The 13,239-nt window shown below is 47.3% G+C and carries 14 protein-coding genes; 8 read left to right on the forward strand and 6 right to left on the reverse strand.

Features of this window, described 5'->3' with window-relative positions:
- Positions 1 to 5 precede the first annotated feature (5 nt).
- From C1T21_RS02135 to C1T21_RS02150, 4 genes are all read left to right on the forward strand, one after another.
- Positions 6 to 845 carry a carbohydrate ABC transporter permease gene (locus tag C1T21_RS02135; RefSeq protein WP_023987016.1) on the forward strand — a complete coding sequence of 280 codons (840 nt, stop codon included), beginning with the start codon at positions 6 to 8 and terminating at the stop codon, positions 843 to 845.
- A 113-nt stretch (positions 846 to 958) separates the two neighbouring features.
- Positions 959 to 2,071, forward strand: a complete 1,113-nt coding sequence (locus tag C1T21_RS02140; RefSeq protein WP_103047010.1) for a rhamnogalacturonan acetylesterase — start codon at positions 959 to 961, stop codon at positions 2,069 to 2,071.
- Between the two features lie 72 nt (positions 2,072 to 2,143).
- A complete protein-coding gene (locus C1T21_RS02145; RefSeq protein ID WP_103047038.1) occupies positions 2,144 to 3,178 on the forward strand; it encodes a glycoside hydrolase family 88/105 protein in 1,035 nt (344 codons plus the stop codon).
- Positions 3,179 to 3,229: 51 nt separating this feature from the next.
- On the forward strand, positions 3,230 to 3,631 hold the full coding sequence (locus C1T21_RS02150) for a sensory rhodopsin transducer (RefSeq protein ID WP_103047011.1): 402 nt from the start codon (positions 3,230 to 3,232) through the stop codon (positions 3,629 to 3,631).
- Positions 3,632 to 3,737: 106 nt separating this feature from the next.
- On the opposite strand, the gene C1T21_RS02155 is transcribed toward C1T21_RS02150, so the two are convergent.
- From C1T21_RS02155 to C1T21_RS02165, 3 genes are all read right to left on the reverse strand, one after another.
- Positions 3,738 to 4,685 (reverse strand): DMT family transporter, encoded by a 948-nt coding sequence (locus tag C1T21_RS02155; RefSeq protein ID WP_025722140.1) that lies wholly within the window; start codon positions 4,683 to 4,685, stop codon positions 3,738 to 3,740.
- Positions 4,686 to 4,891: 206 nt separating this feature from the next.
- On the reverse strand, positions 4,892 to 6,208 hold the full coding sequence (locus tag C1T21_RS02160; protein WP_025722139.1) for a glutamate-1-semialdehyde 2,1-aminomutase: 1,317 nt from the start codon (positions 6,206 to 6,208) through the stop codon (positions 4,892 to 4,894).
- Positions 6,209 to 6,291: 83 nt separating this feature from the next.
- Positions 6,292 to 7,413 carry an LCP family protein gene (locus tag C1T21_RS02165; protein ID WP_103047012.1) on the reverse strand — a complete coding sequence of 374 codons (1,122 nt, stop codon included), beginning with the start codon at positions 7,411 to 7,413 and terminating at the stop codon, positions 6,292 to 6,294.
- A 103-nt stretch (positions 7,414 to 7,516) separates the two neighbouring features.
- On the opposite strand from C1T21_RS02165, the gene C1T21_RS02170 reads away from it, so the two are divergent.
- The 4 genes from C1T21_RS02170 to bcp are packed head-to-tail and all read left to right on the forward strand — an operon-like array spanning position 7,517 to position 10,657.
- Positions 7,517 to 8,557, forward strand: a complete 1,041-nt coding sequence (locus C1T21_RS02170) for an ABC transporter ATP-binding protein (protein WP_028540997.1) — start codon at positions 7,517 to 7,519, stop codon at positions 8,555 to 8,557.
- The gene (locus C1T21_RS02175; RefSeq protein WP_053324641.1) at positions 8,550 to 9,344 is read left to right on the forward strand and encodes an ABC transporter permease; all 795 of its coding nucleotides are present in this window, start codon (positions 8,550 to 8,552) and stop codon (positions 9,342 to 9,344) included. Before C1T21_RS02170 ends, C1T21_RS02175 begins: the two co-directional genes overlap by 8 nt.
- Before the next feature lie 4 nt (positions 9,345 to 9,348).
- Positions 9,349 to 10,137, forward strand: a complete 789-nt coding sequence (locus tag C1T21_RS02180) for an ABC transporter permease (RefSeq protein WP_103047013.1) — start codon at positions 9,349 to 9,351, stop codon at positions 10,135 to 10,137.
- Between the two features lie 43 nt (positions 10,138 to 10,180).
- A complete protein-coding gene (gene bcp / locus C1T21_RS02185; RefSeq protein WP_103047014.1) occupies positions 10,181 to 10,657 on the forward strand; it encodes a thioredoxin-dependent thiol peroxidase in 477 nt (158 codons plus the stop codon).
- 70 nt (positions 10,658 to 10,727) lie between these two features.
- On the opposite strand, the gene C1T21_RS02190 is transcribed toward bcp, so the two are convergent.
- Genes C1T21_RS02190 through C1T21_RS02200 form a run of 3 tightly spaced genes read right to left on the reverse strand, consistent with a single transcriptional unit; the run spans position 10,728 to position 13,236 of the window.
- Complete coding sequence (locus tag C1T21_RS02190; protein ID WP_103047015.1) at positions 10,728 to 11,843, reverse strand: GerAB/ArcD/ProY family transporter; 1,116 nt, start codon at positions 11,841 to 11,843, stop codon at positions 10,728 to 10,730.
- Positions 11,844 to 11,860: 17 nt separating this feature from the next.
- Positions 11,861 to 12,097 (reverse strand): hypothetical protein, encoded by a 237-nt coding sequence (locus C1T21_RS02195; protein ID WP_025718028.1) that lies wholly within the window; start codon positions 12,095 to 12,097, stop codon positions 11,861 to 11,863.
- Between the two features lie 29 nt (positions 12,098 to 12,126).
- Positions 12,127 to 13,236, reverse strand: coding sequence for a GerAB/ArcD/ProY family transporter (locus C1T21_RS02200; protein ID WP_103047016.1), 1,110 nt, complete (start codon positions 13,234 to 13,236; stop codon positions 12,127 to 12,129).
- Positions 13,237 to 13,239: the final 3 nt, after the last annotated feature.

The following is a 13,239-nucleotide window of genomic DNA, read 5'->3' on the forward strand; positions in this document are numbered from 1 at the left end:
TACTGATGGCATGGAAAACGGTCAAATGGCCAATTTATCACATACTGGTTGCTGCACTGGCGCTCCTGATGCTGTATCCCGTTTTTTGGATGCTGTTCAGTTCGTTTAAAGAAAGTCGGACGATATTCGTCACGGCATCCTCGCTTTTCCCTACAGAATGGATCTGGCAAAACTATGTAACAGGCTGGAAAGGGACGACTGGCTACAACTTTGGCACGTACATTCTGAACTCGCTCACGATCGTGGTGATTTCAACGATTGGAGCCGTGCTTTCCTCCTCATTGATCGCATTTGGCTTTGCACGCTTGAAATTCAAAGGGCGTAACTTGTGGTTTGCTTTGATGATGGTGACGCTTATGCTACCAGGGGATGTGGTACTGGTACCGCAATATATTATTTTCACCAAGCTCGGTTGGATCAATACGATCTTACCGTTGGTGGTACCCTCTTTTTTCGGGATGCCGTTCTTCATTTTTCTGATGGTGCAGTTTATACGGACGATTCCAGCAGAGCTGGATGAAGCGGCGACGATTGACGGATGCGGCAAGTTCCGGCTGTATTTCAGAATTATTTTACCCTTACTCAAATCGTCGTTGGCTACAGCGGCAATCTTCTCTTTCTACTGGAAGTGGGAGGATTTGCTTGGTCCGGTACTGTATCTGAATTCGCCGGAGAAATATACCGTATCTATTGCACTCAAGATGTTCCTCGACAGCGAGTCGGCTTCCAACTGGGGAGGAATGTTCGCGATGTCTATCCTAAGCCTGCTTCCAGTTATCGCTGTATTCTTCGCATTCCAGAAGCAAATTGTAGAAGGAATGAGTACGAGTGGTTTGAAGGGGTAAGATCCAAAATCCATAACGTGAGGATATGAAGCTTACGAGTGGAAATGGAAGGCATCCGGGTTTGTACGATTGAATGGACGGGATTTGAGGGCGATGGCTGAGAGGTGAGTAAATTGTGGAAGTTTGATTTTGGTCCGGGGGAGCCTGCGGATGGCTACAAGGGAGTGTCTCCGGATTGCTTATATACAACTGAACAGGGCTATGGCTTCGAGGCTACGGAGCATGTGTACGGTCGAAAAAGGCAGAGTGCAGCCAAGGATGCACGCACGCGGCTGCGAAGCAGCTTTTGTATTCCACTGAACGCTGCATTTGTTGCAGATGTGCCGGACGGGATGTATCTCGTCACTATACTGGTCGGCGATTCGCAGGCGGAAACGCTCACGCGATTCAAGGCTGGTGAAGGCAAGCACATGCTTTCCCCAGTACACACGCTGCCGGGCCAGTTCACTGAAGCCCTGTTTGCGGTGCCTGTCCGGGGTGGCAAACTACGCCTCACCGTATCAGGCACCGCGCCACGGCTCAATGCGCTGGAGATTGCGCCAGCGCCACAGACCCTCCGGCTATTCCTAGCCGGAGATTCCACGGTTACGGATCAGGACGCATCCGGCTATCCGTATACTGGCTGGGGCCAGGCTTTGCCCGCCCTGTTCAAGCATGATGTCTGCGTGGATAATCATGCCGTATCGGGACGAAGCTCCAAAAGCTTCGTGGACGAAGGGCGGCTGGATGTCATTTTGGGCGAAATAAAGGCAGGAGATTTCCTGTTCATCCAGTTCGGTCATAATGATCAGAAGCCTGATCCGGAGCGGGCTACAGAGCCTTTTACAACCTACAAGGAGCATCTTCGCCTCTACATCGACGGCGCAAGAAGCCATGGGGCAACCCCGGTACTGGTCACGCCCGTACATCGTCGCTATTTTAACGAGGATGGTACGCTATCTGACACACATGGTGACTATGTAACAGCGGTTCGTGAGCTGGCGGAAGAAGCAAATGCACCACTGATTGATTTGTCTGCCCGCACGCAGGAGTTATATGAGCAGTTGGGTCCCGAAGAGAGTAAAGAGCTTTTTATGTGGCTGCTGCCTGGTGAATACATGAACTTTTCCGGCGGCTTAGAGGATAACACACATTTTCATGAGAATGGTGCGGTTCGTATTGCAGACATGGTGGTGGATGCTGTGAGGGAATTGGATTTGCAACCGCTGCGCATGTATTTACGTTGAAAGACGACCTTTTTATGTACGGGCGTTAAGGGGGTAACTCACGTGAAGCTTACCAAAGGAGGAGACGTGGAAATGCCTGCATTGATTTTTGATGAAGAACAAGTTAAGCAGGTGATCGACCGGGTCGTAGAACGCACATTTCAAATGCACTACAGCTGGGATTGGCCGGGTGGAGTCGCCTTTTACGGAGTATGCGAAGCGTATGAAGCGACAGGGAACGAAAGGTATTTGACCAAGCTGAAAGAATGGGTTGACGAAAATATCGAGGATGGACTTCCATCTCTCTCGGTGAATGGCGTTTCTGTTGGGCACTGTTTGTTGACGCTTTATCAGGCCACAGGTGAGCAAAAATACCTTGATATTGCCATCGAGATGGCAGAATTTTTGGCCAAAAAAGCGGAGCGGTTTGCCGACGGCATTTTCCAGCATACGGTGAACTCACTTCATGATGTATTTCCGCAGCAAGCATGGGTGGATACGATGTTTATGGCCGGTTATTACTTGCTGCGCATCGGTCATCTGTTAGGCAACAAGGAGTATTGGGAGGATGGGGTTCGTCAATATCACGGGCATGAAGAATTTTTGCAGGACCCGGATACGAATCTGTATTATCACGGATGGGATCATGCGAATCAAAGCCGGATGTCAGGAATATATTGGGCGCGCGGCAATTCATGGGCAGCCCTCACGATGGCAAAAGCGCTGAAACTTGTGGAGGTGCAGCATCCATCTTATATGATCATCGACGGCTCGCTGCGTGACCAGCTCAATGCGCTGGTGCGGCTGCAATCCCCGGAAGGGCTGTGGCATACGGTGCTGAACGATGATACCTCTTATCTGGAAACCTCGGGCTCGGCAGGAATTGCGACTGCCTTGCTTATGCAAGGAAGATTGTTTAACAAATACACCCAAAAGGCGATCGACGGTATTCTTTCCCGCATTAAGGACGACGGCACAGTAACGGGGGTATCCGCTGGAACTGCTGTAATGAACGATATTGACGGCTATCGAAACGTTCCATACAAACGCATTCAGGGCTGGGGTCAGGGATTGGCGCTTGCTTTTCTGGCTCAACTGTTGCGTACCAAGGAGAATCCGTACGGCTAGAAGAAGTGGTATAAGCGCCAAAAAGTATTATGGGTAAAGGAGGCTAATAGTATGGGAAATGCTGAACGTTCTCAGGAAAAGGTGGCTAATCAGCCGCGAGGCAGCCTATTCTGGGTCATCCCCGATGGGTATATTCCACCGGAAAGCCGGGGAGAGCTGCTCAGTCATGAGAGTATATGCGTGCTGAATTGTGGGAGCCGTGTGGCAAATCTAAGTATAGACATCTATTTTGAAGACCGCGAGCCATTGGAGGGATTGATCGAGGTGGTGAAAGGAAGACGAACCCGTCATATCCGAACAGCCTCGTTGGAGAAATCCGGCGAACGGATTCCGACAGGCATTCCTTACGCAATTACGGTCACTAGCGATGTGCCCATCATCGTACAATATAGCAGATTGGACACGACACAGCCGGAATTGGCGTTAATGAGTGTCATGGCGTATCCGGTCTAGTCCGACGAGGACTAAGAAGTGAAAAAAGAAATCTCCAGGCTGGAATTGCGCAGCTGGGAGATTTCTTTTTTTGCAGGCAAATGAATGTCTATTTTTAGCCCGTTTTTTATGATTTTGCCGAAGTTGTTTTGATCGGCGTGAAGTTTTTTCGCCCTCCGAAATTGGTACCTAGCACGCCGATAATGATCATCACAGCCCCAACAATGTGATAGTAGGCGAGCTGCTCCTTCAAAATGTAAGCACCAGCAATCATGGAAATGAGGGTGGATAAATTGCCGATCACACTCATTTTGGAGGCTTCGATCCACTTCAAGGCAAAGCTCGATAACAGCGAGGTGACGAGGGTAGACAGAATGCCCAGATAAATCAGTGCCATCCAATAATCAGGCTTCACCAGTGGAGCGGTATAGGCGCTCATGGAACCGTCTATGGCATGATATCCCAGTGCCACCACGTTAAAAACGATACATCCCAAAATAGAGGTAACGTAGGTCAATTCCATGGGGTTGTACTTTTGTGTTAATGGTCGTGCCAGCACATTATAGCCGGATAGGCATATTGCAGAAAGCACGAGCAGAAGAATACCGCCATAGCTATTGGATGCTAGCGGTGCTCCGCTTTTCATCACAAATATAAAAACCACGCCAAAGACAGAGAGCAGTAAGGAAATCTTCTGGACTACCGTTGTACGCTCTTTAATAAAATAGGAAGCTAACAGCAGCGTAAAGATGGGAACGGTTGCTTGGATAATTCCACCTTCCGATGAAGAAGTGCTCATCAGCCCGAAGGCTTGCAGTGGAAAATACACTAATGGCGAGAGCAGCGCCAGTGGTAAAATGCGCAGAATGTCACGCATCTTGATGTTGATCTTGATCCAACCGAGCAACACGGGAATGGTCAAAGCGATAAATGACAGCGCAAAGCGGTGGGCGATCACATCCAGCGGGCTCGCCTCTGTGACTGTCAATTTTACAAATAAAAATGAAAATCCAAGTATAGCTGCATAGCTGAGAGCTGCCAGATAGGCGGCTCCATTTCTGGAACGACTGTTCATAATAAACCTCCGTAATCATGACCTTAACCTGTTGTTCTCTCAATATACCCGGATGGCATAACCTGATACAATCCATAAAATCTGCAACTGTACGGGTACAGTTGTGAAATAAAAAAAGCCGGAACGAAGTCCCAGAGTCGAATACCCTCCCCTAAGACTACTTCCAGCTCTTATCATAATTCATATTCTATCACTTACTGCTTAGTTTACTTCCCTTGTGACATCGCCCGGAACGAATCGTCCGCCGCTTCCAGCGTAGCATCCACATCTTCGTCCGTATGCGCTGTTGTGAGGAACCAGGCTTCGTACTTGGATGGTGCCAGATGAATACCGCGATCCAGCATGTGACGGAAGAAGGATGCAAACGCTTCGCTATCCGTATCCTGCGCCTGCGCGTAATTCGTGATCGGATGATCACAGAAATGCGTCGAGAACGCTCCACGAATTCGGTTGATCGTCAATGGCACGCCGTAGCGTTCAGCAGAGGACTGAATACCGTCCGTCAGTCTCACGGCCAGACGTTCCATCTCTTCATACACGCCTTCCCCTTGAAGGACTTCAAGGCAGGCGATGCCTGACGAGATGGACGCCGGGTTGCCCGCCATCGTACCCGCCTGATAAGCTGGGCCAAGTGGGGCAACCTGCTCCATGATCTGCTTGCTGCCGCCGTAGGCACCAATCGGCAGACCACCACCCATGATTTTGCCCAGCGCGGTCAAATCTGGTTGAATTGCATCATGGTTGTCCAAACCTGCATATGTTTGGGTGGAACCGAAGTGGAATCGGAATGCGGTAATGACCTCGTCATAAATGACAAGTGAGCCGTTCGCACGCGCCATGGAGCACAACCCTTCCAAATAACCGGGCTGCGGCATGACCATGCCGAAATTACCGACAATGGGCTCGACCATGACTGCCGCCACATCGTCGCTCCAACGCTCCAAGGCTTGGCGCAACGCATCGAGATCATTGAATGGCACGGTAATAACCTCACTCGCAATGTTGGTCGTAATGCCTGCACTGTCCGGTATGCCCAGTGTGGAAGGACCGGAGCCTGCGGCTACAAGTACCAGATCCGAGTGACCGTGGTAACAGCCGGCAAATTTGATGATCTTGTTCCGCCCAGTATAAGCCCGTGCCACACGAATCGTTGTCATGACTGCTTCTGTGCCGGAATTCACAAACCGGACCTTGTCCATAGAAGGAATAGCTTCCTTCAGCATCTTGGCCAGTTTGATTTCCAATACCGTTGAGGTTCCGTATAATACGCCGTTTGCGGCCGCTTCGCTGATGGCCTTAGTAATATGGGGATGGGCATGTCCAGTAATAATAGGGCCATAAGCCGCCAAATAGTCGATATACCGATTATCATCCTCATCCCAGAAATGAGCACCTTTAGCGCGTTTCATGAATACTGGAGCGCCGCCGCCCACAGCTTTAAAGGAGCGTGAAGGGCTATTAACGCCCCCGACAATATGCTCCAGGGCTTCTTTATATAGTGCTTCGGAGTTTTCCCGTTTCATCATCAAAAACTTCCTTTCCGTTCATTAAAATAGGGTATACACACGCCAAAGGGCAGCGTTCACGGCTGCCCCTGCATACATCATTATAGCTCTTTTTGACCTGTCTTTGTTGTTGATTGTGTGGAGGCATCCTCATTACTGGTTTTACTGCCCCCTGTAAAAGAAGCTTTATCCGTCTTGGTAGACGATGCACTGTCTGGCTGTTTCGTTTCGTTCTGATCCTTATTTTGTTCCTGTGTTTGTGTGGGTGGATTATTAAAAATATCCTGCACATACGTTTTCAGTTCTTCCGGATCGCGGACAGTAAGAACTGCCGCGCCGCCCACATTCTCTTCTCCGAGCATCTTCATCGGTGGAACCTGTTCGCTGCCTGCAAAGTTGCTTTGGTACCCCACATTCGCCAGCTTCCACATATCGTTAACACTGAGATTCGTGTCGATGTATGGGTTAACCTGCTCTAAAATGTTCGGCAGGTTGGCGATGGAAGTCGTGGTCTGCATTTTCTGGGCTACGGCCTCCAAAAATGCGCGTTGTCGTCCGGATCGGGAGAAGTCGGACATTGCATCGTGGCGGAACCGCACATATTGAAGCGCCGTGTTGCCATCCAGATGCTGCATACCCTTTTTCAAATCAATATCGTACTGATGTTTATCCGCATTACTTGTATAATGCATATCCTTTTCCACTTCAAAATCAATCCCGCCTACGGCATCCACCAGTTTGATAAAGCCCTGGAAATCCGTGTACACATAATATTGCACCGGGATGCCTAACAGATCGCCAGCCGTCTTCATGGCCGTGTTGGGTCCGTGAGTAATGGCAGTGTTAATTCGATTTTTTCCGTAGCCGGGAATATCCACGTACGTATCACGCAAAATAGAGAACAGGTGGATTTTTTTCTTAACGGGGTCCAGTGATACAACCATCATGCTGTCTGATCGGGGGACTTCCCCTTTCTGGATACCGCGCCCATCGACACCCATCAGTAAAATGTTAACCATATCGGTACCTTCCCACTTGGGCGGTTCTGGCGTACGAACCTGATCGACCTGTTTTACATTTTTGAAGGGGGAGTTAGCGCCCTCTTTATGCAGATTATCCAGCTGATTATAAATGGATGTAAAATAGTACACGGCAAAGCCGACAATCGCGACGATTACCACGGCTAGAACCGACCATATCGTCCTTTTGGTTCTGCTTGTCATGGATGCTCTCCCTTTCGCTTTTCAGTTCATTACATTATAATTTCTTTTTGGAGCACAATCAATTTAACTATGGATTTTACAAATCCTGATTGAGAGGTATAACATGCTGGCAATTGATGTGCAGGATCTGCGCAAAACATTTAAGGTTCAAAAAAATCGCGAGGGCTTAAAGGGTGCATTCCTTGATTTATTCGCCCGAGAATACAACGAGGTAGCCGCGGTCAAAGATATATCTTTCCGTATTCCGCAAGGAGAAATATGCGGTTATATCGGTGAGAACGGCGCCGGAAAGTCCACCACGATTAAGATGCTGACAGGCATTCTCGTGCCGACATCGGGACATCTCAAGGTGGGCGGTTATGTCCCCTATGAGGAACGCGAGAAATTTGTAGGCAACATTGGTGTTGTTTTCGGTCAGCGCAGTCAGCTTTGGTGGGACATCGGTGTGATCGAGTCTTTTCAACTACTGCGGAAAGTATATCAGGTTCCGGCTACGGACTTCAAACGTAGGCTGGATGAGCTGGTAGAGAGGCTGCAATTGCAGGATCTGCTAAGCCGCCCGGTACGCAAGCTTAGTCTCGGGCAAAGGATGCGCTGTGAGCTGGTAGCTGCTTTGCTGCACAATCCGTCTATTGTTTTTCTGGACGAGCCGACCATTGGGCTTGATATTATGGTGAAATCCGAAATCCGCGAGTTTCTGAAGGACATGAACCGGGATCACGGTACGACTATTTTGCTGACGACCCATGATTTGCAGGATATTGAAGCGCTGTGCTCGCGCGTCATTATGCTGGATGATGGAAATATCATTTATGATGGTGGTCTGGAGGATCTGAAGGCGCGTTGGGGGACAGGTCGAGAAGTACGGTTCCAGTTCGGCACATCGACCCAATTGGAGCAATTACAGGCATGGACTGCTGATATGCCACTGGCTTGGACGATGGATAATGATTTGGCTGCCAAAGTATGGATTCCTCTTCATATTAATGTATCGGATGTGCTCGCTTGCGTAGTCGGTCGCACGGACATTACGGATATCAAAATCATTGAAACCAACACGGATGATATCGTCCGCAGTATCTATCAGTCTGGTTCGGCTGAACGCCAGGGCAATCCGATAGTGGAGGCCAAAGTTCATGCTTAGCGTATACACCGATTTTATTCGTATCCGATTTCTCACGATGCTTGCGTATCGTGTGAACTATTATTCAGGAATCCTTATTTATTGCATGAATATTGGCGTGTATTATTTCACATACAAAGCGATATATGGCGATGCGGGTAGCATTGGAGGCTTTACCGCTGCTCAGATGACGACGTATGTAGCAGTATCGTGGATGGCGAGAGCCTTTTATTTTAACAATCTGGATCGTGAGATCTCGACGGATATACGTGATGGAAGCATTGCAATTCAGATGATCCGACCTTATAACTATGTACTTGTTAAATTTATGCAAGGACTCGGCGAGGGTATGTTCCGTTTTCTGCTGTTTATGATTCCAGGTATGGCGATTGCGATGCTGCTATTTCCGGTGAAGCTTCCCACGGATCCGGTAGCCTGGGTTGGTTTTCTGGTCATGCTGTTTTTTAGCTTTATGATCAACACTCAGATTAATATTATTACGGGATTAACGGCCTTTTTTATCGAAAATAATGAGGGCATGATGCGTATGAAGCGCGTAGTTGTAGATCTGTTTTCTGGGTTGATTTTGCCAATCAGTTTGTTTCCAGGCTGGCTGGCGACGATCGCCCAATGGATGCCGTTTCAGGCGATTACCTATTTGCCGGGTTCTGTATTTACAGGACGTGTAAAAGGCGTTGGCATCTGGAATGTACTGGGTATCCAAATCATTTGGCTGGTCGTTCTGCTCGTGCCGATGATCATCATTTGGCGACTGGCGCGCAGACGTCTGTTCGTGCAGGGAGGGTAAGCCGATGATGTACTATTTGAGTCTCATTAGCGAATATTTGAAAAATTACATGAAGTCACGGCTCACCTATCGGGCTGACTTTTGGGTAGAAGTGATTTCAGACCTGCTGTTTCAAGCCACGAATCTTATTTTTATCCTGGTTATTTTTATGCATACGGACAGTTTGGGGGGCTGGAGTGAAAATGAAGTCGTGTTCGTTTATGGATTTTTCATGGTTCCTTACGGACTATTCAGCTGTTTCGTCAACCTTTGGAACTTTAGCGAACGTTACATTGTGAAAGGTGAGCTCGACCGGGTAATGACTCGTCCTGCATATAATCTGTTCCAGATTTTCCTTGAAAATGTGGACCCGCCCGCGTTGGTGGGCTCAGTGATCGGTCTGATTATTATGGGGATCAGCGGGGCACAGATGGATTTGGCTATGGAGTGGTGGTTCGTACCAGCGCTGATCGTTTTGAGCCTAAGTGCCGTGGCAATCTATACGGGCATATACACCATCTTGACTTCTCTTTCGTTCTTTTCGGATGCGCCTACAGGAATTATCCCTCTCATGTACAATATTCAGGGCTACGGACGTTATCCAGTGACCATCTATAACCGAGCCATTCAGGTTGTGCTGACTTGGATACTACCTTTTGCTTTTGTTGGTGTATATCCAGCCTCCCTATTCCTCCACCGAGAGGACATGCGCCATATGGCGCTCTTAACTCCTGTGATGGGAATTGTCTTTCTGACCTTGGGCTTACTGGCATGGAACTGGGGAATCCGTCGTTACAGAGGGGCAGGCTCATAGGTCAGATCATATAAGAGCTCCCCACAAGATAGGAGATGATGAGATGTCCGCGGTATTTACCGTTATTGGGCAAGAGGCACCGGATTTTGAATTGCCTGGCAGTGAGGGAAAGCGTGTTAAGCTGTCTGATTATCGAGGCAGTAGGGTGTTGCTGTATTTCTATCCCAAGGATTTGACCTCTAGCTGCTCGACCCAGGCTTGTGATTTTCGGGATAAACATACGGAGTTTGAAGGCTTGAACACGGTGATTCTGGGGATAAGCCCAGATCCACTCAAGCAGCATGACAAGTTTATTGCAAAGTATGGACTCCCTTTTCAGTTGTTATCCGATGAAGAGCATCAGGTCGCTGAGACGTATGGTGTATGGCAGCAAAAACAGATGTACGGCAAGCAGTACATGGGTATTGTTCGATCTACGTTCCTTATTGATGAAAATGGAATTTTAGTTCATGAATGGCGTGGTTTAAGAGTAAAAGGGCATATTGATACTGCGCTGGCATACATTCAGGATATGGCGTAAGTAAAGAACAAAAGAAAACCTTTTGGAATCGGATTATGCTTTTTAAAGCATCGGTTTCAAAAGGTTTTTGTTAATTTTTGAATGCGTTCTGTCGATGCTTCCACTTTTGCTTGCAGAGATAAACACCCCATAAAACAAGCGGAATGATCAAGCCGTTTGTATAATGCCAGGTAGCCATGGGATAAACAAGAGTTCTTACATAATAAAACACATTTGGGGTTATCAAAATGGTCATGCCAAATACAAGCGCTCCTGCGGGTATAACGAAAGGACGAACATTAGAAATTCGGAATAGCTGGGTTGTTCCGAAAGTAAACGCGTAAAAGAAAAGAACTCCCTTGAAATAGGCAGCCAGTGCCCAGGTTAAAGCAACAAGCGATTCAACGCGTGTAATATAATTCAATTCATTAATTTTTGTCGTGAGTACAGAAGAAATGTATGGACTGTAATTGGTCACAAAGGGCCCAATCACAAGAAGGGAGAGCAGCAGAAACAGGCTAATCACGATTCCGCCTATAAGGGAAGCGAGCAACATGTCCTTTTTAAAATGGGCTTTTTTGTTTACAAAAGGAAATACCATGAGCATGATAGACATGCCGGCAAAAGGCATTCCCGCGCCTGGAACCATCCCTTTAGCAACAGGAGCCAGCCCGTTTTCCAAAACAGGCCGTACATTAGAAAGCTGGATTTGTGGCAGGAGTCCAAGGATCAGACCAGAGAAGATTAATATATATGCTGGTAATAGCATCTCGCTAACACGACCGAAAACTTCAATTCCCATTAGCGCAGTAAGCACCATTAGGGATATTCCCATAGCGAGCAGGACACGCAGAGGGGTTTGTACAAATAACTGATTATTCAGGAAATCGCCTACCTCTCTAGCAATAAGAGCGGTGTTCATTAAAAAATAAAACAAATACCAGCAGGAGACAATGGTTCCGAATACGGGCCCGAAAATTTTACGGATCGCTTCAATAAGTGTAAGGCCCGGGTAGAGTTCATGAACACGAATGAGCACGTAAATAATAATTAAACCTAACGGTATGGACAGTATAGAGCTGATCCAGGCATCCTGATGAGCAATATGTGTAATCATAGTCGGATAAATTAAGAGCATATCCCCGATTAAACACATAAACATAAGGACAGTCACTTGCCGAACACTGATACGTTCTTTTTTTGACATTTGTGGCTGCCTCCCTTCTAAAAGCCAAATACATGTGACACAAAAGCGTTAACAGGGTTATAGATGATTTCAATCAGAACCAGCGGGCTTGGCGTAACCTCTGATTTGGCCGCAAGGACACTAAGCCATGTGCCTAATCCGAGCATAATGATGTACACGAACATATCCTTAAAGCGATGCTTTCGGTACAAGCCTGGCAAATCTTTGGCAGCAATGGCTAGAGCGATACAGATAATAATAGTGGTAATTAGCATGTTAAGGCTCCTTTCGTTAAGAGTGAGGGTCAACCAGTTCCCAGGCCGTGACGGCCTTTCAATCTTAACTTGTATACGACAAGCAGCAGCAAAGGCAGGACAACGGAATCAGTCAAATCCCAATAAATCCAGGCGTGAACGATCGTATCCAGATAATAAGTAATGTTGGGTGCCGACACGATAATTAGACCAAATAGGATCATAAAGCTAGGGCCCAGAAAGGTCCGCACATTGTCTAATCGCAGTAGCTGAGCCATTCCTAAGGTAAAGGCATAGAAGTGTAGAATGGTTTTAACAAAGGTAGTGATAATCCAGGCTGTGCTCATCAGGGATTCAACCCTCTGTAAGAAATTACCTATGTTGATTTTTTTAGATAGCATATAAGAGGTATACACGCTATGTTCGGTCACAAAAGGGCCTAGAACCATGAGAGAAACCAGAAGTAGTACGCTTAACAAAACACTGGCACCAAGTCCAGATAGTAAAACCGATTTTTTTAGACCCGGTTTTTTGCTCACATAGGGAAAAATCATGAGTAAAAAAGCTAATTCTCCAAATGGGTAGGAGAGCGCAAATATGCTGCCTTCCATAATCTTAGGAATACCTTGCTCCATAATAGGCTTAAGCTGCTGACTTTCACATTGGGGAAGCAAGCACAGGATTAAAAACAAAGTGAAAGTCAAGCACAATGGAAATAAAATTTGAGCCGTACGCGCAATAGGCTCCAATCCCATATACATCCCCCACGTAAGCACAAGGATTAAGAGTAAATTGATAACGGGAAGGGGCGTCATCACATAGGTCTGGTTGTTCATAAAATCTCCGACTTCTCTTAAATAAATCGCGGAATTCATTAATAAATGGAATAAATACCATACTGAGATAAGGGCGCCTAGCCACCGACCCAAAATCCGCTGGCAGAGTTGAATAAATGTGAGATCAGGATATAGCTGATGTACCCGCAGGAGTAGCAGTAATACAGCCAATCCTGCTGGGATGCTTAGGAATGAGCTGATCCAGGCATCCTGCTTGGATATACTAGTAATGAGGGAGGGATACACCAATACGCAGTCTCCGATAATACTCAAAAATACGAGTACGGCTATATTTGTAATGCTGATACGCCCTTTCTCCTCCACCCA

Source organism: Paenibacillus sp. F4, from assembly GCF_002894905.1.
Taxonomy (GTDB): domain Bacteria; phylum Bacillota; class Bacilli; order Paenibacillales; family Paenibacillaceae; genus Paenibacillus; species Paenibacillus polymyxa_B.

Excerpts from the sequence above, each read along its gene's own strand:
- C1T21_RS02135 (WP_023987016.1), top strand. The coding sequence starts at position 6 with ATGGCATGGAAAACGGTCAAATGGCCAATTTATCACATACTGGTTGCT.
- C1T21_RS02145 (WP_103047038.1), top strand. The coding sequence starts at position 2,144 with ATGCCTGCATTGATTTTTGATGAAGAACAAGTTAAGCAGGTGATCGAC.
- C1T21_RS02150 (WP_103047011.1), top strand. The coding sequence starts at position 3,230 with ATGGGAAATGCTGAACGTTCTCAGGAAAAGGTGGCTAATCAGCCGCGA.
- C1T21_RS02155 (WP_025722140.1), bottom strand. The coding sequence starts at position 4,685 with ATGAACAGTCGTTCCAGAAATGGAGCCGCCTATCTGGCAGCTCTCAGC.
- C1T21_RS02160 (WP_025722139.1), bottom strand. The coding sequence starts at position 6,208 with ATGAAACGGGAAAACTCCGAAGCACTATATAAAGAAGCCCTGGAGCAT.
- C1T21_RS02165 (WP_103047012.1), bottom strand. The coding sequence starts at position 7,413 with ATGACAAGCAGAACCAAAAGGACGATATGGTCGGTTCTAGCCGTGGTA.
- C1T21_RS02170 (WP_028540997.1), top strand. The coding sequence starts at position 7,517 with ATGCTGGCAATTGATGTGCAGGATCTGCGCAAAACATTTAAGGTTCAA.
- C1T21_RS02175 (WP_053324641.1), top strand. The coding sequence starts at position 8,550 with ATGCTTAGCGTATACACCGATTTTATTCGTATCCGATTTCTCACGATG.
- C1T21_RS02180 (WP_103047013.1), top strand. The coding sequence starts at position 9,349 with ATGATGTACTATTTGAGTCTCATTAGCGAATATTTGAAAAATTACATG.
- bcp (WP_103047014.1), top strand. The coding sequence starts at position 10,181 with ATGTCCGCGGTATTTACCGTTATTGGGCAAGAGGCACCGGATTTTGAA.
- C1T21_RS02190 (WP_103047015.1), bottom strand. The coding sequence starts at position 11,843 with ATGTCAAAAAAAGAACGTATCAGTGTTCGGCAAGTGACTGTCCTTATG.
- C1T21_RS02195 (WP_025718028.1), bottom strand. The coding sequence starts at position 12,097 with ATGCTAATTACCACTATTATTATCTGTATCGCTCTAGCCATTGCTGCC.